Origin of the sequence: Acinetobacter sp. IK23, from assembly GCF_035615275.1 — a bacterium.
Classification (GTDB): domain Bacteria; phylum Pseudomonadota; class Gammaproteobacteria; order Pseudomonadales; family Moraxellaceae; genus Acinetobacter; species Acinetobacter seifertii.
Window position 1 is genome coordinate 138,148 of the sequence record NZ_JANBNX010000006.1, and the last position, 26,767, is coordinate 164,914.

18 protein-coding genes and 1 other RNA gene are annotated in these 26,767 nt (G+C 40.3%); 5 read left to right on the forward strand and 14 right to left on the reverse strand.

From position 1 onward, the window contains the following. Positions 1-90: 90 nt before the first annotated feature. The 9 genes from MSG95_RS06890 to MSG95_RS06930 form a co-directional block, all read right to left on the reverse strand. Positions 91-792: a SprT family zinc-dependent metalloprotease gene (locus MSG95_RS06890; RefSeq protein ID WP_324624858.1), complete on the reverse strand. Its 702-nt coding sequence runs from the start codon at positions 790-792 to the stop codon at positions 91-93. Beyond that, on the reverse strand, positions 789-4,079 hold the full coding sequence (locus MSG95_RS06895; protein ID WP_324644998.1) for an HsdR family type I site-specific deoxyribonuclease: 3,291 nt from the start codon (positions 4,077-4,079) through the stop codon (positions 789-791). The genes MSG95_RS06890 and MSG95_RS06895 overlap by 4 nt, the downstream gene beginning before the upstream one ends. A 16-nt stretch (positions 4,080-4,095) precedes the next feature. Next, positions 4,096-5,328: a restriction endonuclease subunit S gene (locus MSG95_RS06900; protein WP_324624856.1), complete on the reverse strand. Its 1,233-nt coding sequence runs from the start codon at positions 5,326-5,328 to the stop codon at positions 4,096-4,098. Then, the gene (locus MSG95_RS06905) at positions 5,321-8,029 is read right to left on the reverse strand and encodes a type I restriction-modification system subunit M (RefSeq protein ID WP_324624855.1); all 2,709 of its coding nucleotides are present in this window, start codon (positions 8,027-8,029) and stop codon (positions 5,321-5,323) included. Before MSG95_RS06905 ends, MSG95_RS06900 begins: the two co-directional genes overlap by 8 nt. A gap of 577 nt (positions 8,030-8,606) precedes the next feature. Continuing rightward, positions 8,607-8,965, reverse strand: a transfer-messenger RNA (tmRNA) gene (gene ssrA / locus MSG95_RS06910). Positions 8,966-9,125: 160 nt separating this feature from the next. Continuing rightward, a complete protein-coding gene (ggt, locus tag MSG95_RS06915; RefSeq protein WP_324624853.1) occupies positions 9,126-11,111 on the reverse strand; it encodes a gamma-glutamyltransferase in 1,986 nt (661 codons plus the stop codon). A gap of 304 nt (positions 11,112-11,415) precedes the next feature. Then, positions 11,416-12,939 (reverse strand): DHA2 family efflux MFS transporter permease subunit, encoded by a 1,524-nt coding sequence (locus tag MSG95_RS06920; protein ID WP_324624852.1) that lies wholly within the window; start codon positions 12,937-12,939, stop codon positions 11,416-11,418. 6 nt (positions 12,940-12,945) lie between these two features. Beyond that, positions 12,946-14,097, reverse strand: coding sequence for an EmrA/EmrK family multidrug efflux transporter periplasmic adaptor subunit (locus MSG95_RS06925; protein WP_019456813.1), 1,152 nt, complete (start codon positions 14,095-14,097; stop codon positions 12,946-12,948). A 270-nt stretch (positions 14,098-14,367) separates the two neighbouring features. After that, positions 14,368-14,865 (reverse strand): thioesterase family protein, encoded by a 498-nt coding sequence (locus MSG95_RS06930; RefSeq protein ID WP_004703260.1) that lies wholly within the window; start codon positions 14,863-14,865, stop codon positions 14,368-14,370. Between the two features lie 142 nt (positions 14,866-15,007). Between MSG95_RS06930 and hemB the strand changes: the two genes are divergently transcribed. Next, positions 15,008-16,021, forward strand: coding sequence for a porphobilinogen synthase (gene hemB / locus MSG95_RS06935; RefSeq protein ID WP_004794101.1), 1,014 nt, complete (start codon positions 15,008-15,010; stop codon positions 16,019-16,021). 29 nt (positions 16,022-16,050) lie between these two features. Continuing rightward, positions 16,051-17,166: an NAD(P)/FAD-dependent oxidoreductase gene (locus tag MSG95_RS06940; RefSeq protein ID WP_324624851.1), complete on the forward strand. Its 1,116-nt coding sequence runs from the start codon at positions 16,051-16,053 to the stop codon at positions 17,164-17,166. On the opposite strand, the gene MSG95_RS06945 is transcribed toward MSG95_RS06940, so the two are convergent. After that, positions 17,158-18,063, reverse strand: coding sequence for a TIGR01777 family oxidoreductase (locus tag MSG95_RS06945; RefSeq protein WP_324624850.1), 906 nt, complete (start codon positions 18,061-18,063; stop codon positions 17,158-17,160). The two genes, MSG95_RS06940 and MSG95_RS06945, sit on opposite strands and share 9 nt — an antisense overlap. 83 nt (positions 18,064-18,146) lie before the next feature. Then, entirely contained in the window at positions 18,147-18,599 is a 453-nt protein-coding gene (locus tag MSG95_RS06950) for an ABZJ_00895 family protein (RefSeq protein WP_049066316.1), read from the reverse strand. Between the two features lie 374 nt (positions 18,600-18,973). Between MSG95_RS06950 and MSG95_RS06955 the strand changes: the two genes are divergently transcribed. Next, entirely contained in the window at positions 18,974-19,351 is a 378-nt protein-coding gene (locus MSG95_RS06955) for a VOC family protein (protein ID WP_324624849.1), read from the forward strand. A gap of 75 nt (positions 19,352-19,426) precedes the next feature. Here the strand turns inward: MSG95_RS06955 and MSG95_RS06960 are convergent, their stop codons facing one another. Then, complete coding sequence (locus MSG95_RS06960) at positions 19,427-19,900, reverse strand: OsmC family protein (RefSeq protein ID WP_324624869.1); 474 nt, start codon at positions 19,898-19,900, stop codon at positions 19,427-19,429. Positions 19,901-20,064: 164 nt separating this feature from the next. Between MSG95_RS06960 and MSG95_RS06965 the strand changes: the two genes are divergently transcribed. Both MSG95_RS06965 and MSG95_RS06970 read left to right on the forward strand, forming a co-directional pair. Continuing rightward, positions 20,065-21,333: an exonuclease SbcCD subunit D gene (locus tag MSG95_RS06965; protein WP_324624848.1), complete on the forward strand. Its 1,269-nt coding sequence runs from the start codon at positions 20,065-20,067 to the stop codon at positions 21,331-21,333. A gap of 9 nt (positions 21,334-21,342) precedes the next feature. Continuing rightward, on the forward strand, positions 21,343-24,939 hold the full coding sequence (locus MSG95_RS06970; protein WP_324624847.1) for an AAA family ATPase: 3,597 nt from the start codon (positions 21,343-21,345) through the stop codon (positions 24,937-24,939). A gap of 119 nt (positions 24,940-25,058) precedes the next feature. Here the strand turns inward: MSG95_RS06970 and MSG95_RS06975 are convergent, their stop codons facing one another. Next, positions 25,059-25,901: an undecaprenyl-diphosphate phosphatase gene (locus MSG95_RS06975; RefSeq protein WP_324624846.1), complete on the reverse strand. Its 843-nt coding sequence runs from the start codon at positions 25,899-25,901 to the stop codon at positions 25,059-25,061. Between the two features lie 106 nt (positions 25,902-26,007). Continuing rightward, the gene (locus MSG95_RS06980; RefSeq protein ID WP_324624845.1) at positions 26,008-26,700 is read right to left on the reverse strand and encodes a YggS family pyridoxal phosphate-dependent enzyme; all 693 of its coding nucleotides are present in this window, start codon (positions 26,698-26,700) and stop codon (positions 26,008-26,010) included. Positions 26,701-26,767: the final 67 nt, after the last annotated feature.

A 26,767-nucleotide genomic window follows, 5' to 3' on the forward strand; every position in this document is an offset into this window, starting at 1 on the left:
AAATAAAAAACTTTTTAAGTAATGAAAGAAAAATATCTGTCTTCCCACCTATATTTACTGAGTAAATAGCTTATTCATAGTATATTGACACTAAAACAAGTAATCCGTTTCAACTCCGATTTTATCTAATTTATTTTTGCGCTCTTCATAGTCAGATAAAATTAAAGAAACTAATTTCCAAAAAGCTTCATTATGTTCAGGTTCAATTAAATGCATAAGCTCATGTACTAACACATAATCAATCAATGATTTAGGCAGCAAGATAATCTTCCAATGAAAATATAAATCTTTATTTCTACTACAAGATCCCCAACGATACCCTAGATCTCGAATATGAATATTCTCAGGCTGAACAATGATCTGATTTTTAAAATCCTCAAATCTTGCTTCTAACCATTTTTTTGCTTTTTTCTTATACCATTTAATCAAGTAGGTTTGAGCATCATCCATGTTATTTGATGACATGACAAATCGTCCTTGTTTAAGTTGAACTGGTAACTCGACGTTTTTATCTATCTTAAGCCGATAACTACGACCCAAATATAAAAAACCTTCACCATTAACGAATTGTTTTTTAGGTATGGCTTTGTGTCTCAATTCTTCTTTTTCAGCCAACTTTGTATATAACCAAAAAGATTTAGATTTGACGAATTCTTCTACCTCTTGTTCAGTAGCCTCAAGAGGTTGAGACAGCGAAATAGATCCATCTCTCTCTACGGTTAAACACATCGAATTTCTAATTCTGCTGTGTTTAATCTCAATTTCAAATTCGCCAATCTTTGTCTTCATCATAAGTTTAATAAAGCTTCATGGTTTGCTTGAGCAATATCCATAATTTTATTCGCAATCAATGAGGTCTTCCCTATAGGTACCAGTTTCGATTTAAATAAATCTTGTACGATCCTAGACTTCAATGATTCTCGCGTAGCAGCTTTATGCGACTCCCAAAATGTCTCTGTTAATTCGTCAGCAATCATATCAACTAACTCATGAACAGCACCACAGATCTGAGATTGCTGTTCTTCAGTTAACTTAATATCTTTAAATAGTTCATCCACAACCACATTATAAAATGGCTTGTATTCTTCAGACATTTCAGGCTGATTTTCATCTTCAAAATCAAAAGCTTGCTGTGTAATTTCTTGATCCATAATTTTTTGGAATACCTTGATTTGCTCTTCCCAATGCTCGTGCATATTTTTTAGAATTTCTTCAACATACTCACTTAATTTTGCATATTTAACAGGATCTTTATCCATATTTTGAGTTGCATGAGCACGCACCGCATGTTGCATTGCAGATGCTTTCGCTCGCTTACCTGCTTGCTTTTCAATTTGCTCTAGATAGTCACTAAAGCCAGCATCTAATAATGTTATTGGTGGTATCTTTGGATCTACACCCATACCAATGACATGATCATCAATTAATTGTCTTACCTTCGCACCTACATCTTTACCAATTGGCGTACTGTTCATTTGGTATTGATTACGTGCTCGAGCATAGATATAAGCAAGCTGTTTTGCTCCTTTTACAAACTCTAAGCCCTCAGGTCGTGGTAAAACAATATCAAGTAAAGCTAACATTTTCTTTAGCTTAACCGTAAATTCAGCCCTAAGTTTTTCATTCTCTAGTAAATGTATACATTCGTTTAAATCACTGTAAATATCTAAACCATGTGTCGTGAAACATTTCATCACACGAGCATAAGCATCTCTTAAACTTGGCAAGATGTCTTTAATACTTGTTAATGCTCCTTCAATATCCGTTTGGCTATATTGTGATAAAGCTTCTTTTAAATGTTCAGCAACGCCATAATAGTCCACAACTAAACCTGCTTTTTTACCGAAGCCAGTCCTGTTAACACGTGCCACGGCTTGAAGTAGTTCAGCTTCCTGAATCGAACGATCTAAATAAAGTACACCTTCAATTGGGGCATCAAAACCAGTCAGTAGCATTGACTTGACTATAATGAAACTCAAATGATGAACTTTCTCAGGATTTGAATGAATCAGTGGTTTTTTAAAATTTTCAATTCTTGTTTCTTGCGCCTTATGATCAGTCCACTCTTTCCACGCTGGATCATCATTATTATCAGCAGAAATAATAGCAGCAAAATCGATTTTTTCTAGTAAATCTTTTTGGCGATAAGCTTGAATTAATGCCTGCTTTTTCAATGGTTTTTGTACTAACTCTTCATCAGAAATTTTCTTATCTGCTTCCGAGATTAAACTAGATTGTTTAAGTAGTTTTGCTTTTGCTTTATTTAGTGCTTCAACATAACGGATTGCTGCCAAGCGACTGTATACCACAACCTGTGCTTTTAGACCATTCGACATAATATGCGTCAAGTAATGACACAGCATATCGTAAGCTTTATCTTCAATAAGCAATGGCGCTTCACTGATATCCCCTTTTGTTGCGTATTTCTTTTTGATCTCTTCTAGCTCTTCTTTTGACTTCTCAGCAAAAAGGTCTTCGAAAAGCTCATCTAAAGTTGCACCGTCTTTTAATGTACCTTTTGCAGTACGCCCCTCATAGAGGATTGGCACAATCGCACCATCTTCTTCTGCTTCTTTAATTGTATAACGGTCAATGAACTCACCAAAAATATCATATGTATATTTCTTTTTACCCATGATAATAGGCGTACCTGTAAAACCAATTCTCGCTGCATTTGGTAAAGCAGCCATGAGATTGGCATGTAAATCACCTGCTTGAGTTCGATGCGCCTCATCAATCAAAATAAGAATATTTTCATTGGCATTTCTAACTCTTGATGATTGCTTCGTCGTACTGGTCAATTGATTTAAAGCCATTTTTTCATCAACTTTCGGATCTTGATCCTGATATTTTTGAATCATTGCAAAGACAATATCTGGCGTTGTACTCTCAATCAGCTTATTCACTGTTTTAGCATCTTTAGCTACATAAACTTTTTCACCCGTTAAAATAGAGGTCGCAGCTAATTGCTTTTGCAATTGCTTACGATCTGTGACCATGACAATTTTAAACGTCTGTAAATGGTAATCGGAACGCATTTTGCGCACCAAAAAAACCATGGTTAAAGACTTACCTGAACCCTGCGTATGCCAAATAATGCCACCACGTTTATCATGCTCGCCATCAATTGCTCTTGTATCACCATTTTTTAATCTTTCTACGGCTTTATTCACTGCTCTGTATTGCTGATAACGAGGTGCAATTTTAATTAATCGACCGTTTTCAGTTTGATTAATGACAAAGTGTCGAACAAGGTCGAGTAAATTTTTCGGCTCAAGAATTCCTTGCACTAAGCGTTGCTGTTCACTTAATTGCGTAACACCTATTTTTTCACAGATCGCTTCTTCTTTTTCTGGATAGGTGGTTTTCCAAGGCAAGTAATGCTCAGCTACCCCACCGATTGTAGACACTCTAGCTTCATCAAAGCTTGTAGCGATGAGTAATTGATTGGTAATAAAAAGATTTTCATTACCTTCTTTATCATGCACTTCACCCGATTCAAACCGTTGATTGGTATAGCGTCTTAATTGATCAATCGCTTGAATGATAGGCTCTTGAACAGTAGGGGATTTACACTCAATCACGACTAATGGCAGACCATTCACAAATAGAACAATATCAGGAATGATATAACCTTTACCCTTATCGTATCCTGGTGGACAATCTACTCGGAATTGGCGAACAATTGTGAATTGGTTGTTGTTAATATTTTCCCAATCAAAGAACTGAATGATTTGGCTACGCCCACCATTCCATCCATCTAATCCATCAACTTCATGTCCCTTCAGTAACAAATTTTCAGTTACCTGTTTGTTGAGTTCTAAAAGTTTGTTTTTAGCATTTAGCTGTAAAGCTTTAACCGTGTCATCAATCCGCTCTTTATCTAGCCATTCTTTGCCATCACGCAGATTAATTTCACGTAATTTTGTACGCAAGATTGGTTTAAGATAAACTTCAGTAAAATTCTTACGTAATGTTACTTTTGGATCTTCTACACTACCATTAATATAATGTGACCAGCCTAACCCTCTTAACTGATCAATCAATGGAAGCTCTACATCTAAATATTCTCTGCTCACTTATTCATTCCATACTTTAATTTTGAAGTAAATCTTTTAGTAGCCCTACTTTTTGCATTAATAATTTATTTAACGAATGTGAATCATTGTTAAGCCTATTTTCTAAAGCCTCATAAATATTGATTATATTCAGTTGTTCCTCTTTAGGCGGATTAACAATAAGTAATGGTCTTAGATCCTGCAAGTTAATATTTTTTTGAGCACTTTGAGGAGCTTTTGCATCAAGACTTTTTTTGTTAGATCGTATGCAGAGTTCAATAAATCGGGATACGCTCATGTCAAAAGGAACAACACCAACAACACTGTCAGGGAAATACATAGCTCTACCTAATATAGCGGTATCAGCAATATTTGCTGCAATAGTCACAGCGATTGTACCTTTTGGAAACTCCTGACTAACTTTTGTTCCCTTGTAACTCAAGGTTTGCGAATATGTTTCAACAATCCCCCCTTTCGCTCTAGAAACATCGCCTGTTTGGATAAATGGATAAGCTCCATTAAAGAATGCCGGATCATTTCTAGGCCTATGTGTAAACTTACCACGACTAACGTCAGCGATGTCCTCTAATTTAACAATACCCCACTCTTTCGGAATAAATCCTAATTCGGTCTCTTGATAAAGATCCGGTGCATCTTCATAACTTGGGCGAAGTTTTCCATGTGAGTCTACACCACGAGTTAGCAAGTCTTTTAAAAGACCTGCTTTAGAATTTTCTAACTTGCCAATTACACCCTTGGTCTGCTCTATCTCTAAATCTAAAGTATCTAGAACTTTTACTATTTTTCTTTGAACAGCGATTTCAGGCAAAGGAATATCTAGATTATTAATCTTCTCTTTATTAAGCGTTGCACCTTTCACCGCAGTATCAGTTACTGTATTAGCAGTAACTAATGGCAAAACATGTAAAAGCCACTCCAATGAAACTGAATCATTTAATGGTTTAAAAAAAGCAATCGCTTCATTACAGTAGAGGTCTACTGTATTTATCGCTACTTTGCCAACGGTAAGTTTAAAGCTCATTAATAATGAGCCCGCAGGAATTAATTTAACATTACTGCTAAGAGCTCCGGTCTTAGAAATATACTCTTTGGTTTTAGATATATATTTCTGTTTCATATCCGCAATAGAAACCCATGCCACACCATCATGGGACTCAGCCCAAAACTTAGCAACTTCTCTAGCAGGTGTGCCACCAATATTAATGGAACAAATTTCTGAGAGTTTCACCTTGGGAAATTGATCAAACATAACCAAGCTCCTTTAAAAAACCTGATAATTCAGATGCGACTTTCTCTCGCTCTTGTTCAATTTCATTTAAGGTAACTTTGTATTTATCCCACCAAATTTCAAAACATTGCACCACAGCCTGACGTTGAATATTGATATAACGATTTAAAATTTGAGTCATATCGTTATGCAAAATATTCAAAATTAAAGTTGCTGCTTGATCCTCATCTAAACCATCAACTGCTTGATTTAAGTGCTCGACAAATTGTGCTTCTTTTTCAGACACAGCTTGTTTTGCTTCTTTTAACTCAGCTTCAACAGCAGCATAAGCTTCTAAGGCGTCATAGACTGGTTTAAGCTCATTTTCAATCACTTGGATTTGACTATGCAATTTGCTTGCCTGATTATCAATCGCTTGAATTTGTGCATCAATGCTTGCAATTATATCCTGATTTAGCAATGCATCTTTTTGCAGTTTTTTCAATTGTACGTTTAAAGCTTTACGCTCTTTTTCAAGGGCTCTCACAGATTGCTTGAGTGGCTTAATTTGAGCCTCTTTTGTCTTCTTCTGCTCTTTCAAGTCTTTAATCGAAACTTGATCAAACTCACTTTCTTCCTCATCTGACTCTGTACCTTCTAAAGCAGCTAACTGACCTTCAAGCTCAGTCTTCTTCGCATTCAACTGTTCTAAGTCATCAACAAAATCCCCCATTAGGAATTTTACTAGCTTATGCTCAAGTGGACTTTCTTTACGAGTCTTGTCCTTAAGTGCAGTCACGATACCTGTACGCCAAGCATCCACTACGCCACTTGAACCTCGTGCCATTAAGGTCAAGAAATCATATTTTGCTTGATACCAAAAACCTGCAATCATCCCTTTAACTTGGAAGTTATCGAGCATACCTACTTGATTCAAAGTTTGACTAAAACTTTCAAGTAATTGCTGACGGACATTTACAAAGCTTTTCTCACCAACCAATGTTGTGATGGAGCTTGCGTTTTCTGACCACCACTTTTCAAATGATGCTTTAATTTCTGCTTCTCTCGCCAAGACTGAAGCTTGTTGCGAGATTAAAGATTTAAACTCTGCTTTTGATTGCATCTCAGATAAAAAGTCATAGTACTTTTCATCACGTTCAACAAACAAAGCCGATGCATATAGACCATGTGCTTGGAATAAAGGCGCTTTATTTGAAACTTCACGCTTAGGAATTCCACCGGCTAAATGTGCTCGAACATCCTGAGGCTCTGGTTCAGGCGTGTTATCCACATAGCGACGAATATTAAGGTTGTAGTCATTATCTACAATCTCTTGATAATCAACAATTTTAGAGAAGTTATCCAACTCAGAGAAATTTTCATAAGTTGAAGCAATTTTTTCGATATGTTCAGGTAAAAGATAGTTTTGAGCACGGCCTTCAAAATATTCACGATCAGCATTAATAAATAATACTTTGCCTTGTCGATTTTGCGGTTTTCCACTAATACGCTCAGACGCATCATTTTTACGCTGACGTAAAATTAAGATACATGCTGGAATACCTGTACCATAAAACAAGTTTGGTGCAATACCGATGACAGCTTCTAATAAATCATCATCAATAATGCCCTGACGAATCGTCTTTTCTTCGCCAATACGGAATAACACCCCGTGTGGCAAAACGGTAGCAACTAACCCTTCATCTGCACAAACAGCCAACATGTGCTGCACAAACATTAAATCCGCCTTTTTAGAGCCTAATTTCACCTCACCATAAGGGAAACGTACATCTGAAAAATCAGGCTTCCAAGCAATTTCCCCTTTTTCATTTTTATCTTTACTGCCCCATGGGATCGAAAATGGGGGGTTAGTCAAAATCCGGTCAAAACGACGTAGTTCACCATTTTTTAAGTGGCGAGGATGTTCAAGTGTGTCATCATTTTGCAAGTCTGCTGAACTAATACCATGTAACAGCATATTCATTTTAGCAATAGACCAAACTGTACCATTGGCCTCTTGTCCATACAGATTCGCTTTACGTCCATCCTGACCATGTTCATCCATATACTCTTTTGCATGAATGAGCATCCCGCCAGAACCGCAACATGGATCATAAACATGATGATGTTGTTGAGGACGCATCATCCGTACCATCAATCGAACAACTGAACGAGGTGTATAGAATTCACCGCCCTTTTTACCTGCAGAATCTGCGAACTCACCAATCAGGTATTCGTATGCCGCCCCGAGTAAATCAGGGAATTCAAAGTCTTCATTTCTTAGACGATACGTCGCAAAGTGTGAAATAAGCTGTCGTAAATTGATGTCCTTAATTCGGCTTTTACCGATTTTTCTATTGAAGTCGATATGTTCTAAAACATCTTCTAGACTTACATTATTCACCTCAAGACCACCGAGGGCTTTGTTGAGATAATCGCCAACGTTGTTATGCGCATGTTTTACGAGAAAATCATAACGTGACTCTTCAGGCACCCAAAAAGATCCTTCTTCTTTATAAAATTCCTTAAGTTTAGCCGCTTCTTGAGCCTCCTCTTCAGAATGACCCGCTTCAATAAACTCTCTGATCAAACGCTCTCTACTTTCTTCAAAAACATCTGAACAGCGTTTAATAAACAACATACCAAAAATATATTCTTTAAATTCAGAAGCATCCATCTTTCCACGCAAAATATCTGCGGCTTTAAAAAGATGGTTTTCTAATTGGCTCAAAGTTAGTGGCATTTTTTACCTACAAGTGAAATTTTAACTTGCTTCAGACTATAAAGCAGGTCAATAAAATTTAAGAATTGAGATCATTGTAATAGATAGTCTTCGGTTTAAAACATAGCTTTTAGAATTAATTTAATGTTTTAAATAGAGTTAAAATTCTCTAAATATTTTGACAAACTATACTGCTACGATCATGAGAAAACATTGGTTGGCTTATCATAGGGCTCATGTTACTAAAAGGGACTCTATCTATTACCACGAACTGCCCTTCCCTATGGTTTACTCCAAGAAAAATAAACTTTTAAGAAACTGACGATATCGTTTGGATGATTCAGTAAGAATTTACTGGCAAACCATCTGTAAATTTTTCTTTAATAGATTGCTTCATTGTACGTCACCGTATTACATCACCTTCATTTTTATCAGATGAGTTCGTATGTGCATACAATGCTAAATGTACTTTTTTCCATATTAAATTGGGATGAATAAATCTAATCCAAGCTGGATAATTCTATATTTTAAGCCCATAACTAATAAAACAATCAATAAAAAGCCCCGAAACTTACGTTTCAGGGCTTTTCACGAATCTTGGTGGAGATGGCGGGAGTTGAACCCGCGTCCGCCAGCACTACGCTCGAGAATACTACATGCTTAGATATCGTCTATTGTTTTAACACCTTGTGACCCGACGAACAGGGTACAAGTTGCGATCCTCTAAGTTTGGTATAAAGCCCCGAGGCTTGACTCTATACGGACTTGTGTGCGTGCGCTACGGTCGGGTTCCTAAACCACAAGTATTCTAGGAAGCGGACAAACTGCCCTTAGGCAGCTAGAGCGTAAGTTTCGTCGTTTGCGACTAAAATATGCAAATTTGATTTACGAGAGAAAATGCGCTCTCGGCATGCATCTATGAGTTTCATCACCAGCGTCGAAGCCAATAACATCCCCATGAATGTCTGAACATCATAGCATAACTAAAATAAAATACTGTGCATTTTATCAACAGTCTGCTACTGATGAACATATTTACATAATTGAGTGTCTTTTGTTTTTTTCAAGGGCCATATAAAAAAAGCTGCCAAAAATGACAGCTTTTTTAAAGTGTGGTCTATAAGGCTCCATTGCCTAACACAATACCTTCACGGCGTGGGTCTACCCCACCTGCATATTTACTTTGATTATTTATATTTACTTTCATAATCGTTGAAATACCGCTGGTTTGCGCAGTGTTAGAAATGCCATGCCCTTTTGCTTTTAAGCCTTCAATCAGATCAACTAAAGAAAGCTGTACATTTGAGCTGTCTACATTGGTGTTTTTACTATTGGTCGCACCAAAGTTAACAAGCGAGGTAGCCTGCTGTGCATTTAAGTTCCAGTCCAGCGCACCCACCAAAGTTTTAACCACATATTGAATGATCGTACCGCCACCTGGTGAACCTGTTGTCATATAAAACTCATCTGGCGTAGTGCCTTTAAACACTATTGTTGGCGCCATGGTACTCCGTGGGCGTTTGCCTCCTTCTACACGGTTAGCAACCAGTGCCCCAGTGCTGTCATAAGGGTTCGCACTAAAGTCAGTTAACTGGTTCGACAGCAAGAAACCATCGACCATATGGAATGAGCCCATGCTCGATTCAACAGTCGATGTCATTGAAACCACATTGCCATAGGCATCTACAATCGTGAACTGAGTTGTACCGTGTTCAACAGTGGTGTCAACTCCCGAAGCTGGATTGAAATTACCCGCTGGTGCAACGCCCATACTTTGGTTCGGGTTAATCAGTGCTGCACGTTGTTTCAGGTAGTTTTTATCAATAAAGCTTGCAATACCCTGCGCTGGTAAAGCGACAAAGTCGGTATCTGCCACATATTTATCGCGGTCAGCGTAGGCCAAACGCTCTGCCTCAGACACTAAATGCACGCCCATCACATCGGGCACACCGCCTTCATTTTCAGGGTTTTTAGGTGGGTAAAGCGACATATCAAAGTTTTCTAAAATACCCAGCGTTTGCGCAACCGCAATCCCTCCCGAAGATGGAGGCGGCATGGTACAAACATAGTAACGCTCACGATACGTCGTACAAATCGGGTCGCGTTTTTTAACCTGATAGTTCGATAAATCCTGCAAAGTCATTAAACTTGGGGTAATTGGAGTTCTTGCTGGATCGTCCCCTAGTGTTTGGCCTGCTTTTGCCACAATGGCTTGGGCAATCGGGCCAGTATGCAGTGCATTTGCGCCTTGCGTGGCAAGGGCTTCTAGGGTTTTTGCATAGGCTTTATTGGTCATGGTCTCACCGACTTTACGTGGTGAACCATCTGGGTAGAAATAGGTTGCCATTGCATTTGCATCGAGTGCTAAGCTGCTTGCATTACTTGCAATTGCATCTGCCAAGCGGCCCGGAATACGGAATCCGTTGTCAGCCAATCCAATCGCTTCACCAAAAAGCTGGTTCCATTTGAGTTTGCCATGTTCTTTTTGTGCTTGTTCAAGCAAACGCATCACACCCGGCACGCCAATCGAGCGACCACTACGGCGCGCACTTGGCACAGGTGCTGGTGAATTTGGATCATATATATCTTGGCGAATTAAATAATATTCGTTGGCTGCGGCAGGTGCGGTTTCGCGGCCATCATAAGCCGTGACTTGTTTGGTTTTGGCATCGTAATACATCATAAAGCCACTACCAGCAATGGTACTCGATTGTGGCTCGACTAAACCTAACACCGCTTGTACCGCTACGGCTGCATCGACTGCACTACCACCTGCTCTTAAAACATCACAGCCAGCTTTTACCGCGAGTGGTGTATTTGCCACCACCATATATTTATCTACGTATTTAACAGTGTTACCGAGTCTATAACCCGATGCACCTTCTGGCGCGGCGGGGTCACCATTTTGGTTTGAACCGACCACTACGCTTGAACCGTCTTGGGCTAGTTTGCTACAACTGGTCGGGTCATTATCAACAATTAAATTGGGTGGGGTTGTATTTGAATCATCCTTGGGCTGATCTGACGAGGAGTCATCTCCACATCCTTGTAATAAACCGACTGCTAATAAACTACTGAACAAAAATGAATATCTTTTATTCACGTGATAACTCCAATATATACGCCTGCCTATCCATGCAATTGCCATGCAAGCTTCTTTGTTTTCAGGTATTAAGTTTTTTTAATCTTTGATAAAAATAAGATTTTAATAATATTAAATGATTAAGGCTATTTACGCTGTGCCCTGTGTTGTGCCTCCTTGCTTGATATCACATTCTTTTATAACTGATTTGCCCAATTCTGGCATGTTTTATTTCTTTAAATGTAAACGAAATCTGCTATTTATAAATTCACTCATTTTTTAGTAAGCCTAAAAAAAGCACCTCCGAAGAGATGCTTTTTTATGTTTAGTGAGAAGGCATGCCGCTGACCTGTTTGGGTTTTGGACACAGCCAAATCACTAATCCCGCAAAAACAAACACGATCGCAAACAGCAAAAATACATGGTTTGCCGACATGGTAATGGCTTCTTTATCGACAAGGTTAGAAATGATTCCTAAGGTCGAGTCAGTCGTAAAACCATTTTGCAGAAGGTTGTTTTGTACTTCAGTTGGGTTCAGGTTTGATACCATTTCACTACGAGCAACTTTAGCGTGGTCGTCCCAGACTGTCACTGCAATTGAAGCACCAATCGCCCCTGCCATGGTTCTTAAGAAGTTCATGAGACCCGCAGCAGATGCAATTTCTTGCTGGAGTACTGAACCAAGCGCAATGTTGGAGAGTGGAATAAAGAAGAACGGTACAGCAAAACCTTGCAAGATTTGGGGCCAAGCCAGTGACATAAAGTCGGCATCTGTGGTCCAGAATGCCCGCATCAAGGTCACTATACCCAGCAAAATCAAACCGAAACTTGCCAGTGCGCGTGGGTCATGTTTGGTCGAAAGCTTTGCCACAATCGGTGACATGGTCAAACTACCAAAGCCCATGGTTGCGGTTAAATATCCGGCCCACGTGGCGGTGTAAGAAAGGTTCATTTGCAGCCACTGCGGTATCAATACAATACTGCCAAAGAACGCACCAAAGCCGAGTGACAAGGCCAGTACCGATATGGCAAAGCCCCTATGCCTAAAGACTTTGACATCCACCACGGGGTGCTTGTCGGTGAGTTCCCATATCAGGAACACCACAAAGCCAATGGCGGCAGCTAAGCCTAACACCACAATGCTGGTACTATTAAACCAGTCGCGTTCGTGCCCTAAGTCGAGCATGAGTTGTAGCGCACCAATCCAAAGTACCAACAGTCCTAAACCAACCGTATCAATTTTTAAAGAAATGGTTTCTGTTTCGGCTACTCTTAACAAGCGCATTGCTGCTAATACACAGACAATACCGACAGGTAAATTAATAAAGAAAATCCAGTGCCAAGACAGGTTGTCACTAATCAGACCACCCAAAATTGGTCCTAAAATTGGCCCAACGACTGTGGTCATTGCCCATAGGCCCATTGCCTGCGCATGCTTTTCTTGAGGGAAAATACGCATAAGCAAGGTTTGGCTGAGTGGCATAAGTGGACCACCACAAAGGCCCTGCCCAATACGGAAAAACACCAACATTTCTAACGATGTTGCCAAACCGCATAGGAAAGAAAAGACCGTAAAGCCAATTAAACCAAAGATAAAGACCCGCACCGTTCCAAAGCGGCCTGCCAGCCAGCCCGTTAAAGGTACACAAATCGCTTCTGCAACTGCATAGGACGTAACAACCCATGTCCCTTGTGTACTTGAAACAGCAAGATTACCGGTAATATGTGGTACAGATACGTTGGCAATGGTCGTATCAAGCACGACCATAAAGTTCGACAAGGCAATAACAAACGCTGCCAGTAGTAAACGACCACCGCTTAACTCGGCAAAAGGTGTTTGCGTTTTCATAAGCGTTTACTTCGCAGATAAGTCGACTTTTGCTTCCATCGACAAGCCAACACGCAGTGGGTGTTCAGCAAGTTCTTTCGGGTCAAGTGCAATACGAACCGGTAAGCGTTGAACTACTTTAATCCAGTTACCTGTTGCGTTTTGAGCCGGAATTAAGGCAAAGGCAGAGCCTGTACCACCAGAGAAGCCTACCACTTTGCCGTGGTATTCAACGTCATCACCGTATAAATCTGAAGTCAGTGTCACTGGTTGACCCGGACGGACTTTTTTCAACTGACTTTCTTTAAAGTTCGCATCTACATATAACTCGTTCAGCGGCACAATCATCATCATGCTCGTACCCGGTGCAACACGTTGACCAACTTGAATATTGCGGCGCGTAATAACACCATCAACTGGCGCACGAATGACGGTACGCTCTAAATCAAGCTGTGCTTGTTCAACATGGGCCTGCGCAACTTGTACATCCGGAGTCGATGTTTCGCTTACACCCTGAATTAATGCTTCGTTAGCAGCTAAAGTACTTTCAGCAGCTTTACGGCTTGAAGACGCTTGTGCTAAACCAGCTTTAGCAAGCTCTAGCCCTGCTTTAGCTGTTTCAACCGCACTTTGTGCCTTGGTGAGTTCTTCTTTAGATACCGCTCCAGAGGCAGCAAGCTGCGTACGGCGGTTGAGTTCTAAAGCAGCTTTATCGTAGTCGGCCTGTGCTTGTGCAACTTGTGCTTTGGCACTGTTAATTTCGTCAGCACGAACCACAACTTGGGAGTTTAAAGAACTACTGTTTGCCGCAGTCTGTTTGTATTGGCGTTTTGCTTTAGCAAGTTCTGCCTCAGCTTGAGCCAATGCAATTTTGGCATCACGTTCATCAATACGAACCAGCACATCACCCCGATGAACTGTTTGAGTATCATTTACCAAAACCTGAGCGACCTGACCGCTCACCATTGAGGTAATTTGCGCGGTTTCTGCACCGACATAGGCATTATCTGTACTTACAGAGTGATTTAAAAATAATGCCCAAATTGCATACAAAATAGCGGCGATCAATAAAATGAGCGCAAAAAAACCAAGAAATTTTTTGCGCTTGTTTTGGTTGTTGTCATCCGAGGCAGATGTTGTTGGCACTGTTTCTTGTACATTGCTTTGTGCATCAGTCATGGTATGTTCCTAAAGATGAGTTGGCTTTGCCATCAATCTCGCACTACACCTTGTTATAGAGTTTTTATTTTTCTATAAACAAGACATATCGCATTGTCAAAGCAGTCAATTTTAACGCTAAAACCTCACAATACGAGAATAAAAAAATATAACTCATGCGTTCGTTCTAATTAAATTAATGTTTATCTCAAAGTTTTTATGAAAATTCCAGCTTTTTAAGCACTAAAAAAAGCGCACATGGCGCTTTAAAATGGTTCAATTCATCGCCTACTAATAGGCATATGAAGCAATCCCTGCTGCGATGGCTTTATCTTCATCATTGACCATCGTCATGCGCATAGTGCAGCCCTTACGACCTAAACGTAACACTTCCGCACGTGCAATAAAATACTTACCGCGTCCTGGAGCCAAATAATCTACCCGCATATCGACAGTTGCCAAGCGTGATACTTGCTTAATGGTTTCGGTTAAAGTTTCTGGAGTCGAACGGCGATAGAGATGTTCCATTGCCACAATTCCACCAATACTATCGAGCAAAGTTGCAGCAACGCCGCCATGCAAAATCTGAAATGCCAGATTACCAATCAGGTTGGGTTGCATCTCGATATAGCCTTCAATGTGGCCATCTACCACACGCATAATCATTCCACTATGCTTAAAAAAAGGAGAGCTATTAAACGCCTTACATAATTGGTTGAGCACCACAGTCAGATCAGTTTTTGCACCTAAATGGATGTTCCCAGTCCAATTTTTCTTTTCATCACTCATACATTGCCTAAATTTAAAAGCATGATAAACACCCATAATTTTGTACAAATCCAGCATTATGGGGCTACAATACAGCAGTCGGTTGACAGTAATGGAATATCCGCCAACCTATCCTAGTGTAATACCGAACATCGAGATTGTTATGACTTATACGTTCAATCGTCCTGCATTTCCAGCCACTCGCATGCGCCGTATCCGTAAAAATGACCAGTTGCGTGCGATGGTCAGCGAAACACAGCTCACTACCAATCACTTGATTTATCCAGTATTTGTATTACCGGGACAAAATCAGACCCAAGATATTCCAAGTATGCCAAACATTCAGCGTTTGTCGGCAGATTTGTTACTGAAAAAAGCTGAAAGACTTCTGGAATTGGGCGTATCAAAACTGGCTCTTTTTCCAGTTACCCCGCAAGAAGATAAAAGCCTGACCGCAGAAGCTGCATGGCATGAAGATGGTTTAGTACAAACTACTTGCCGTTTGCTTAAAAAAGAATTACCAGAAATGGTTTTAATTACCGATGGTGCCCTCGACCCATATACCACGCATGGTCAAGACGGCATTATTGATGAGACAGGCTATGTGCTCAATGACGAGACTGTAGAATGCTTGATTAAACAAGCCTTAAGTCACGCAGAAGCTGGTGCCGAAGTGATTGCACCAAGTGACATGATGGATGGCCGTATTGGCGCAATTCGTCAGGCTTTAGAAGCCAATGGTCACATCTACACCAACATCATGGCCTACTCTGCAAAGTATGCATCTAGCTTCTATGGCCCGTTCCGTGATGCTGTTGGCTCTGCATCCAACCTAAAAGGTGGTAATAAATATAACTACCAGATGGACTTTGCCAACCGTGCCGAAGCATTACATGAAATCGCGCTTGATATTCAAGAAGGCGCAGACATGGTGATTGTAAAACCGGGCATGCCATATCTGGATGTAGTACGTGAAGTGAAAGATACCTTTGGTGTTCCGACATTTATTTATCAAGTGAGTGGCGAATACGCCATGTTAGCGGGCGCAATTCAAAATGGCTGGTTATCAGATTCAGTGATTTTAGAATCACTCATGTGCTGCCGCCGCGCTGGTGCAGACGGAATCTGGACTTACTTTGCAGAAACCGCTGCTGAAAAACTCAAGGAAATGAACTAAGTTCGCAGAGAAAGAAAGGATAACACTGCATGCATATTGCAATCATTGGCGCGGGCATAAGTGGATTAATGTCTGCGCTGGAGTTGGTTGAACAAGGCTGTAAAGTCAGCATTTTTGATCAACAACAAGCGGGACAAGCAGCCTCTTGGGCTGGCGGAGGTATTCTTTCTCCGATGTACCCGTGGCGTTATGTGCATGCAGTGAACCAACTTGCTCAATTTGGCAAAGCCTCTTATCAAGCATGGAACCAAAAACTCTACCCTGTTACAGGCATTGATTTTGAAATTCATGACACAGGCATGCTCATTTTTGATGAAGAAGATTTTGACGTGGGGCTTTCCTACGCCGAGCAGCATCAAGAACCGATGCAACGCTGTGAATATTTACAGCGCGATGCCCTAGAACAAGTTAATCCACATATTTCCGATCAGTTTCAAGAAGCGATTTATTTCCCCGAACTGTCTAATATCCGTAACCCTCGCGTATTACAGTCTCTCATTAGTTATTTAAAACAACATCCAAATGTTGAGTTTTTTGAACACGCTGCTGTTAAAAAACTAATTCAACAAGGTGATGTGATACAGGTGCTCCAAACCGAAGATGGTCGCAAATATACAGCAGACCATTTTGTAATAACTTCGGGCGCTTGGAGCCATTACTGGAACTCTCAATTGCAACTCGACATTCCAGTCGAACCTGTTCAAGGTCAAATGCTGTTATTTAAAACCCCTGCTCACTGGCTACCGACCATGTGTATGAATCGAGTCATGTATTTGATTCCACGTATGGACGGGCATATTGTGTGTGGGTCTAGCATGGCACATCGTGGCTTTGACACTTCTACCGACGAAACGACTCAGCACAATATTTTAGAAGCGTGTTTAGAAATGGTGCCTGAACTGGCCGATTTCCCGATCGTACAGCGCTGGGCAGGCCTAAGACCAAGCTCACCAAATGGCGTTCCCTATATTGGCAAAATGCCTGAAATGGATAACCTCTGGGCAAACTTTGGTCATTTTAGAAATGGTCTCTGTATGGGCGCAGGCTCTGCACAATTGCTCCGTCAACTTATGCTAGGTCAACCGACATTAGTTGATGCTAAAGCATATTCGCCAGAGCGCCTACAAAATAAAATCTTAGCCTGAGGCGAGTATATTCTCTAAAGCTGCTTTTAATTGAGGATAAGCAAACTCAAATTCCTCTGCTTGTAAGGCAGCGGGTTTGACGTATTGCCCATTTAAGATCAATTGCGATTGTTCCCCTAACAAACAGCGAAAAACCGTGCTTGGTGTTGATAATATTGGTTTCTTATTTAAAACCTCTGCTGCTTGTTCAACAAATACCTTTTGAGTCACGTTTTCTGGTGCCACCACATTATGAGTTTGAGCAGATTGAGGATGCTTAAATATAAACTCGATGGCATTTAACACATCTTCAATGTGTACCCAAACCACAGGTTGACGGCCATGACCAATTTGACCGACTAAATTGAGTCGAATCGGAAATAACATTTTAGGCAAAATGCCACCACCCTGCCCAAACACTACGCCTAAACGAATAATTTTAGTGTTTTGCTGAGTATCTGCTAAAGCTGCTTGTTCCCACTCTTGGCAAAGCTTGGACATAAAAATAGCCTGTGGTGCACTTTGTTCAGTGCACGCCTCTGCCCACTTTTCTTGATCGTCTATACCGTAGTAGCCAATCGCTGAACCTGAAACAATTACTTCAGGAAAAATTTGAGATTGCTTGAGCCATGCATACAATTTTCGGGTCGTGTTTACACGGCTTTCGATGAGTTGTTTTTTACGTGACTCGGTCCAGCGTTTCTCACCAATATTTGCACCAGCCAAATTCACCACATAGTCAATTTGACGGGTCGTAATATCTTCGAACTTTTGTACCCACTGCAAGGCAGGATGGTCAGATTCCTTTCCAGCCTGCCGTGTAACAGCAATCACATTATAATTTTTTTGTAATAGGAACTTAATTAAGTGCGTTCCGATAAAACCACTAGCACCCGTGATTAATACATTCTTATTCATATTTCCTCCTAAGCTGAGGACAACTGTTTTATTTCATTATATAAAACTCATTTATATTTAATCGTAGCTGTTTTTGTAGTGATCTATTGCACATTCAACATTTTGTCAGCCATGCGTTGTGCCTGTTTGCCATAAAACCAGTAGGTAATTAAATAAAGCGGAATAGCCAGCATTAAAATCATAATGACCATAATACTTAAGAACTGAGGCTGCTTGAGGTAAAGCATAAAGTTTTGCAAAATTTCAGGGTCTTGTCTTGAAAATAAAAACAAACCAAATAAAACACCGCATAAGTTATAGCCCCAAAAAATCAGGGTAAAGCCTAAAGTAAATTTCTTTTTTTCTTGTACAGTCGGAGCACGGCGTTCTTTCTTTAAAAATCTAAATAAGACAAAAATCATTGCGCCTAAATATGGAACGGCTGTTAAAATACCACCTACACTCGCTGGCAATAGTGCTGCAACAACGCCTACAATTAAGGTAAGTATGATGCATATAGCAAAAAACCAGAGAAAGTAAGAACGTAATTTGGTCATATTTTTGCCTAATTTATGGGTTCAAAAAATAATTATAAATTTTTTTCGATTTTTTTTCATTTTTCTGTCAACCAATCCGAATCTCTTGACGTTATATAGAGTAACAAGGTCGCAGCAACCGAATACTTCCTTTGCACGGCATCCGCAAAATTGTTTCGGTGACCTTTCATTACGACTCTTTCTTCCTTCAGATTAGGTTTTGTTAGCAGCCAAACCCTTGATGAAGTCTTTGACCGACGATTCTCTCATCACTCGAATCGTCGGTTTTTATTTTCTAGCACGTTCATTTTACGCTCAACATACACAATCGTTATTTCATAGCCATGAAAGCCATGCGTATACTTTTTACACCATAAAAATATGTTTTAAATAATATGAACAATATTGCCTATTTTGAAATCCAGTCTTCAAACCCTGCTCGCGACTCGCAGTTTTATCAAGCTGTGTTCGGCTGGCAATTTAAATTAGATCCAAACTTACCAATTGAATACTACCGTATCGAAACCCCTTCAATTATGGGCGGCCTTTTAAAACGTCCCGCTCAAACGCCTCCAATGGAATATGGCACCAATGCATTTACCTGTTCAATTCATGTGGAAAACTTCGATGAAGTTGCTGAAAAAATTTTAGCCCAAGGCGGTATTGTCGCAATGGATAAATTCGCCATTCCTGGTCGCGCTTGGCATGGTTACTTTGTCGATTTAGACCACAACGTTTTTGGTATTTTTCAAGCCGATGAAAATGCAGCTTAAAGATTTTATCTAACAACTCTATTTATTTTTAATGTATAGCCACCGCTTTTTTTATCGGTGGCTATTTCATATTAATTATTCGTCAAAGCTAAAAGTGGCTTCACATGTAATTGGGAAATTTACCGAATTGGCGATCATGCATTCATGATGTGCTTCTTCATGCAGTTTCGCAGCCAACTCTTGGTCAGCACCTTTTTCTAAAACAATCTCTGGTCTTAAAGTAATTTGGGTAAAGTGACCACGTTTAACTGGATCTGTATCTTCCATAAATCCAAGTGCATGATCGACATAACTCAGTACGTGAATATGATTGACTGCACATAGGTGTAAATACCAAAGCTTATGACAAGCTGAGGCGGAAGCAACCAATAAATCTTCGGGGTTCCATCTAGTCACATCGCCTAAATAGGCAGGGTCTGATGAACCTTGAATCGTGACCTTTTGAGGATGTTGAATACTAAAGTCTCGTTTATATGAACGATAAGATGAAGTGCCTGTACCTGTATTACCTTCCCACTGTATTTTTACTTGGTATTCATGAATGGTCATTTTATTCTCAAAGTTCATGGTTTGACCTGATAGTAACAAAGCAGGGTTTAAAAGGAACAATTTAATTCAGGTTTTACGGCTGGCTTAAATAACGAGCACTTTAAAATGTCTTGATAAAATCTTCTGCCAATTTATGCTAACGTATCTGTGTTTATTTTGGGTTGATGTCTGTTTCTATGTCCGTACATTTTCTACATACTTCTGACTGGCATTTGGGGCAGTTTTTTTATAATCATTCACGCCACTACGAACACCAACAATTTTTAAGCTGGTTACTCACTCAAATTCACGAAAAACAACCGCATGCCCTGCTCATTGCTGGCGATATTTTTGATGTCATTAACCCAGGTTCTCAGGCACAAAAGCAACTCTACCAATTTTTAGCAGATGCACATCGCATTGCACCGCACATGCAAACGCTCATGATTGCGGGTAACCATGACTCAGGCTACCGTATTGAACAGGTCGAACCACTTTTAGAAAAATACAATGCAAAAACCGTGGGCGTGGTTCGCTGGAATGAAGATAAAACCCTAGATCTCGATCGACTACTTTTGCCTATTTACAATAAAAATCAAGATATTGTGGCGTGGTGCCTTGCCTTGCCTTTTTTACGCTCGGCCGAAATTACGGGCTTTAACGAACATACCACCAACAGCAAAAATGCGATTGCCTATTTGCACCAGCAACTCATTGCCGAAGCCAAACGTCGTAAGACACCAGAGCAAGCGCTTATTTTGATGTCGCATGCCCATATGCAAGGTGGGGAAACGTCCGACTCTGAACGCCCAATTATTATTGGTAATGAAGAAGCGCTTTCAACGACATTATTTGAAGATGCTGTTGACTATGTCGCTTTAGGGCACTTACATAAACCACAAAAAGTAGGTCAGCCGCACATTCGTTATAGCGGTTCACCCATTCCACTTTCCTTTAGTGAAATTAACTATAAGCATCAAGTGGTTGAGGTCAAAATTGACCCGACTCAAGACACAGACAGCCGTTTACAATTTGAAGCTGTAGAAATTCCACGTTGTATACAATTGCACCGCCTTCGTGGTGAATTAAATGAAGTGCTGCAACAACTCAAAGCCTTACCAAGCGGCGTGATTGAGAATATTGACCACCGTGAATATGTGGATATTGAATATTATAGTTTAACGCCGCCACAACCTAATCTACGTCAGCAGTTTGAAGCGGCTCTACCGCCTGACCGCTACCGCTTAGTGCGTATTTCACGTCAATATGTGAATAAAGACACCACCGATTCAAATACCACTCAGCAAATCGCTCTTGAACCGCCAACACCAGAAAAACTCTTTCAAAATATCTGGGAAAAACAAGGTTACAGCGCCGATGATGCGGTCTTAAAAGATTTTCTCAGTCTGGTACAAGAAGCACAAAAAAATCTTGAAAATGATGCAACACCTTAAGGATATGTCATGAAAATTTTATCCATTCGAATAAAAAATCTGGCATCTCTTTCTGATGAACACTTTATTGATTTTGAAAGCGCACCTCTGGCCCATGCAGGTCTCATTGCGATTGTGGGAAAAACTGGGGCTGGTAAGTCGACTATTTTAGATGCTATGTGTCTGGCTTTGTTTAATCGGGTACCTCGCTTGAAAGACAGTGATGGCAAATTAAAAGATGTTGATGGCTCTGAGTTACTCACTAACTCACCTTTGACTATCTTACGCCGTGGTACAGGACATGGTTTTGCTGAGCTTTGCTTTATCGCACAAGATCAAAAACGCTATTTGGCACGTTGGGAAATTAAACGTGCACGCGAGAACCCAAATGGTAAATTACAAAGCGTACAACGCCACTTAAAATGCCTAACCGATGGTGTGGTGCTTGCCGACAAAGCCAAAGCAGTTGATGAAAAAGTTAAACAAATTACCCAGCTTTCATTTGAACAGTTTACTCGTGCCGTATTACTTGCGCAGTCCGAAGTCACTGCATTTTTAAAAGCACGAGATAGCGAACGTGGTGAATTACTTGAGTACCTAACCAACTCCAGTATTTTTGCTAAAATTGGTGAACTGGCTTTTCGTAAAACAGCAGATATTGCAAAGCAGCGTAAACAGCTTGAAGAGTTCTTAGGCCACATTGAAATTTTGTCTGATGAAGAGATTGCTGCATTTACCGAGCAATATCAGCAAGCCGAGCAAAACCATCAACAGTTAGAACAACAAAAAAATGTCTTAGACAAACAACAACAATGGTTTGAGCGTAAAGCCAAACTTGAGCAAGAAGTTCAAGCTAAACAGCAACAGTTTCAAACTCAGCAAAATCAATATCAACAACTGACTAGTGAACGCGAGCAATTAAAACGACTCGAAGTTTTCTCTGAAATACGCCCACAAGTTTTTCAGCAAGCTCAAAACTTACAAACGTTACAACAACTTGAGCCACAAATTCAGCAAGCTCAGACCAAATTTAATGACCTGCTACAAGTTTTTGAAACGGAACAAAAACAATATCAACTTGCAGAAAAACAGCTCAAACACACGCTCGATTTTGAGCAACAGCATCAACAAGCTTTAAATCAAGTTCGACAGTCCATTCAAGAACGCGCATTTATTGCCGATGAATATAAAAAGTGCAAAGAAAAGAAAAATGTACTTGAGCAGAAACTCAGTCCACTGCAACAACAGCAAAACATTGTGCAACAGCAGATTGCACAGCTTGAGCAGAACAAAATTTATTTACAACAGCAGCTTACTCAGACTCAGCAATATGCTGTATTGGATAAAGGCCTTTCAGCACATCTACATCAGCTTGGACAATTTATTCAAAATTATGAAGCAGTTGAACAACAGCTTGGAAACCCTACTCTTGCTCGTCAAAAGCTATCGGAAGCTAAAAGTGAACTCGAACAACTGACAGCCTTACTAGGCACAGTTGAACAAATTGATTTAAAACTTGAGCAACAGCGTAAAGATAAAGATCAGAAACTTGCCCAAATCATGCAGTTAGATCTAATTCAGCAAAAAATAAAAATTTATCATGAGCTCTATGCTGAGCTTCAGCAATTCACTGAAAAACATACTCAAACCTCTGCGCAAGAGCAGCAACTTAAAACCCTTTGCCAGTTAGCTGAGCAAGAGTACCAAACAGCAAAAACTGAACGTGAAAAGTTACAGCACGTTTTACAACAGCAGCGTTTATTACATACAGAAAATATTGAGCAGTTACGTGCCAATCTTAAAGACGGCGAAGCTTGCTTAGTGTGTGGAAGCACACAGCATCCCTATCGTGTTCATGACAGTGCAGTCTCTAAAGCTTTATTCGACTTGCAACAACAACAAGAGCAACAGGCAGTAGCGCTAGAGCAAACTAAATTTAATGCATGGCAAACTCAGCAACATGCCCTCACCCAGTGCAGTGCCGAGCTTGAACAAGTTCAGAAGTACTTAACTCAACTTACAGCCAAACAATCAAGCTTGCAGCAAGAGCTTGAGCAAGCATTTAACCTCAATCAATTACACATTGAGCTTAATCAAGCTCCTGAACAAATCTTGCAAACGCTTAATGAACTCAGACAAGCCGCGCAAACTACTGTCAATTCATTTGACTCAGAAAACGTACGTTTAACCCAAGCCATTAAACAACATAATCAGCTCGTTCAAACGATTCAACGTAATGAAAGTTTGCTTAATACGGCGCAGCAATGGCAACAACAAGTTCAGCATATTGTTGATTGTTTATCGGAAGCTGAACAACACGCATGGCAGCAGTCGAGTAGCCAAACGGCTAAGCAGACTTGGACTATTCTTGATGCACGCGCCAAGCAACTTGAACAACAAGAACAGCTTTCACAGCGTTTTGAACAACAGCAACAAGACCTTAAAATGTTAGTTGCCAACCTTGAACAAATGACCAAGCAAATTGATGAGATCGATCAAAATCTCAAAGAGATTACGCTTAAAGGCCAACAAAATAATGAAAAAGCGGTATCACTCATTCAACAAATGACAGGTCGCTTTGATATTAAACCGCACGAATGGTTAATTGAGCACGACGCTAAACGTCAGCAGCAACAAACCGCGTATCATGAAGCTAAACAGCGTTTCGAACAAACCAGACAGCACTTTGAACAGCAAAAACAGGCGCTCGATCAGCTTAAGCATCAACATCAACACACCTCGCAACATCAGCAGCAGGTTGATGAGCAAATTCAAAACTGGTTAAAGGCCCATGCTGATTTTCAAGCATCTGATCTTACAGCGCTCATGCAAATTAATTCAGCCCAAGAGCAAGACATTCGTAACCGACTTAATCATGCCGAGCGTTTATTAAGTGAAGCCTCATCTGCCCTTAAGACCATGCAAGAGCAATTGAACGAGCATTTACAAACTCAGCCAGATATTGAACATGAAAAGCTTGTTAGCCTCATTCAAGACAATATTGCAGAGCTTAAAGCACAGCTTGAAGTACGTGATCGACTGAAGCTTAAGCTTGAAGTGCACCAACAAAACCTTGCAAAACAGCAACAATACGCCGAGCAAATTCAAAATATTCAGCAAGAAGAACATCGCTGGAGCAAAATTTCAGGCTTGATCGGTGATGCCAAAGGTAAAGAGTTCCGCGACTACGCTCAGCAATATCACCTAGATATTTTAGTTGAACATGCCAACCAGCAACTGTCCATGCTCTCTCAACGCTATACACTTAAACGTCTAGATCAGTCTTTAAGCCTTGCGATTATTGATCACGACATGGATGGGGAAACTCGCTCAGTTGCCTCTTTATCTGGTGGTGAGTCATTCTTAACTGCACTGGCCTTATCATTGGCGATCGCCAATATGGCATCGGGTTCAATGAAAATTGAATCACTGTTTATTGATGAAGGTTTTGGTACTTTGGATGCCTCATCTTTGCACATGGTCATGAATGCTTTAGACCAATTGCAAAATCAGGGTCGTCAGGTCATTCTTATTTCACACATTCAAGAAATGCATGAGCGTATTCCAGTACAAATACAAGTGAAACCACTTGGTGCTGGTGCGAGCACCATTGAAGTCGTGGGTTAACTTACCAAGATTTCCTATCTGAAATTTAATAAATCTTATATAACAAAGGGGCGTATTATTTACGCCCCTTTTTTCTTGTATTGTCCTGTACTAATTTTTTATTTTTAAAACATCAAAAATTAATTCACACAGAGTACGACAATCGCGAAACCAATACAGTACAGACCGAATAAATGCCAACGGCCATGTTCTAACCATGAAGACAACCATTTTAGCGCTAAAAGGCCAGCACCAAAGCTAAAGCACATGCCCAATAAACTTGGAACCATCGAATGGAACACTTGTCCATGAGCTACAGTTTGTAAGCCTTGAGCGTGAACTAAACGATATAATTCTTTTAAAATTACTGCTGGTGTTAATACCACAGCCAAAGCAAAACTGAACTCTTCAGCCTTTTGACGTGATACCCCTAAAAATAGACCAGTAGAAATGGTTGCACCAGAACGTGAAAAGCCACGGAAAGGTAAACATAACGCCTGCACTGCCCCAATAATAGAAGCACTCCGCAAACTAATTTCACCTTGCTGACCGCGATCTAAACGCGAAGATAAAATAATCAGGATACCTGCCGAAATCAGCGCAGCCGCCATGAGTTTAGAGTTACTAAACAAGTGCTCAATTTCGAAGCTGCTCGCACCGCCGAAGAACACATGTTTAATCAAAGATTGAAGCGCTAAACCAAGCACGCCTGTAATAAGCGTTGCCAAAATAATATAGAAGGCTTGTTTTTTAAAACTTTCCCAAGAAGAAAAATAGGTCTTTTTCCAAGATTTCCAAAAGTAGACGATCACTGCAAACATCGTACCTGTATGTAACATTACAAGTAAGAAAGTCATATCAGGTGCAGATGGATCATACCCCATGAGCTTTTCAGCTAAAATAACGTGTGCGGAACTAGAGACTGGCAATAATTCAGCAAAACCCTGAATGATTGCCAGAATGAAAACATGCAATAAATCCATACATTACGCACTCAAATATAAAATATTTGGGTTATAAGCGAGGAAAATTAAATTTAAATTAATTGATTACAGTTCCACCACAAAATATTTAACTAACGCTTAAAAGTTATTTTTTCTCAATCGGGTCACGCTTACCAAACAAAGCTGTACCTACACGGACCATGGTTGAACCTGCTGCAATTGCAGCGTCTAAATCGCCCGACATTCCCATGCTTAATGTATCCCAGTCTTGCGCATGAACATGTTGCCCTTTCACCTCATCAAATAGCTTTTTAGCATCTGCAAAAGCAGCGGTATTGTCCGGTGCCGGAATGACCATTAAGCCACGTAGTTTGATTTTTGGTAATTGGCTAATTTGAGCAACCAATTCAGCAACTTCTTCTGGTGCGCAGCCATCTTTACTGTCTTGCCCATCAATATTCACTTGCAAACAAATATTAAGTGCAGTTTGCTCATCACCACGCTGGTTAGACAAACGCTCCGCAATAATCAAACGATCTACACCATGCACCCAATCAAACTTTTCAGCCAAATGCTTAGTTTTGTTGCGTTGAACATGACCAATAAAATGCCATTCAATATCTAAGTCATGCAGAGCTTCAATTTTGTCCAAAGCTTCTTGTAAATAATTTTCGCCAAATGCCTTTTGCCCAGCTGCATACATTTCACGCAATCTTTCACTTGGATGTGTTTTTGATACGGCTAAAAGTTGCACAGTTTCAGGCGCACGCTGAGCATGCTCACAAGCAGTTTTAATTTGCTGTAATACGTGCTGCCGCGCATCTTGCAGGTAATTCATTGACAAGGTTCTCATTTTCAAAAAACTTTTTTGCTTTTCACCTAAAGCGAGGTGTTGGTAAGCCTCG

Coding starts and splice junctions, on each gene's coding strand:
- MSG95_RS06965 (WP_324624848.1), top strand. CDS start 20,065: ATGTCTGTTTCTATGTCCGTACATTTTCTACATACTTCTGACTGGCAT.
- MSG95_RS06960 (WP_324624869.1), bottom strand. CDS start 19,900: ATGACCATTCATGAATACCAAGTAAAAATACAGTGGGAAGGTAATACA.
- MSG95_RS06975 (WP_324624846.1), bottom strand. CDS start 25,901: ATGGATTTATTGCATGTTTTCATTCTGGCAATCATTCAGGGTTTTGCT.
- hemB (WP_004794101.1), top strand. CDS start 15,008: ATGACTTATACGTTCAATCGTCCTGCATTTCCAGCCACTCGCATGCGC.
- MSG95_RS06950 (WP_049066316.1), bottom strand. CDS start 18,599: ATGACCAAATTACGTTCTTACTTTCTCTGGTTTTTTGCTATATGCATC.
- MSG95_RS06900 (WP_324624856.1), bottom strand. CDS start 5,328: ATGTTTGATCAATTTCCCAAGGTGAAACTCTCAGAAATTTGTTCCATT.
- MSG95_RS06955 (WP_324624849.1), top strand. CDS start 18,974: ATGAACAATATTGCCTATTTTGAAATCCAGTCTTCAAACCCTGCTCGC.
- MSG95_RS06890 (WP_324624858.1), bottom strand. CDS start 792: ATGATGAAGACAAAGATTGGCGAATTTGAAATTGAGATTAAACACAGC.
- MSG95_RS06945 (WP_324624850.1), bottom strand. CDS start 18,063: ATGAATAAGAATGTATTAATCACGGGTGCTAGTGGTTTTATCGGAACG.
- MSG95_RS06925 (WP_019456813.1), bottom strand. CDS start 14,097: ATGACTGATGCACAAAGCAATGTACAAGAAACAGTGCCAACAACATCT.
- MSG95_RS06980 (WP_324624845.1), bottom strand. CDS start 26,700: ATGAATTACCTGCAAGATGCGCGGCAGCACGTATTACAGCAAATTAAA.
- MSG95_RS06970 (WP_324624847.1), top strand. CDS start 21,343: ATGAAAATTTTATCCATTCGAATAAAAAATCTGGCATCTCTTTCTGAT.
- MSG95_RS06930 (WP_004703260.1), bottom strand. CDS start 14,865: ATGAGTGATGAAAAGAAAAATTGGACTGGGAACATCCATTTAGGTGCA.
- MSG95_RS06905 (WP_324624855.1), bottom strand. CDS start 8,029: ATGCCACTAACTTTGAGCCAATTAGAAAACCATCTTTTTAAAGCCGCA.
- MSG95_RS06920 (WP_324624852.1), bottom strand. CDS start 12,939: ATGAAAACGCAAACACCTTTTGCCGAGTTAAGCGGTGGTCGTTTACTA.
- MSG95_RS06940 (WP_324624851.1), top strand. CDS start 16,051: ATGCATATTGCAATCATTGGCGCGGGCATAAGTGGATTAATGTCTGCG.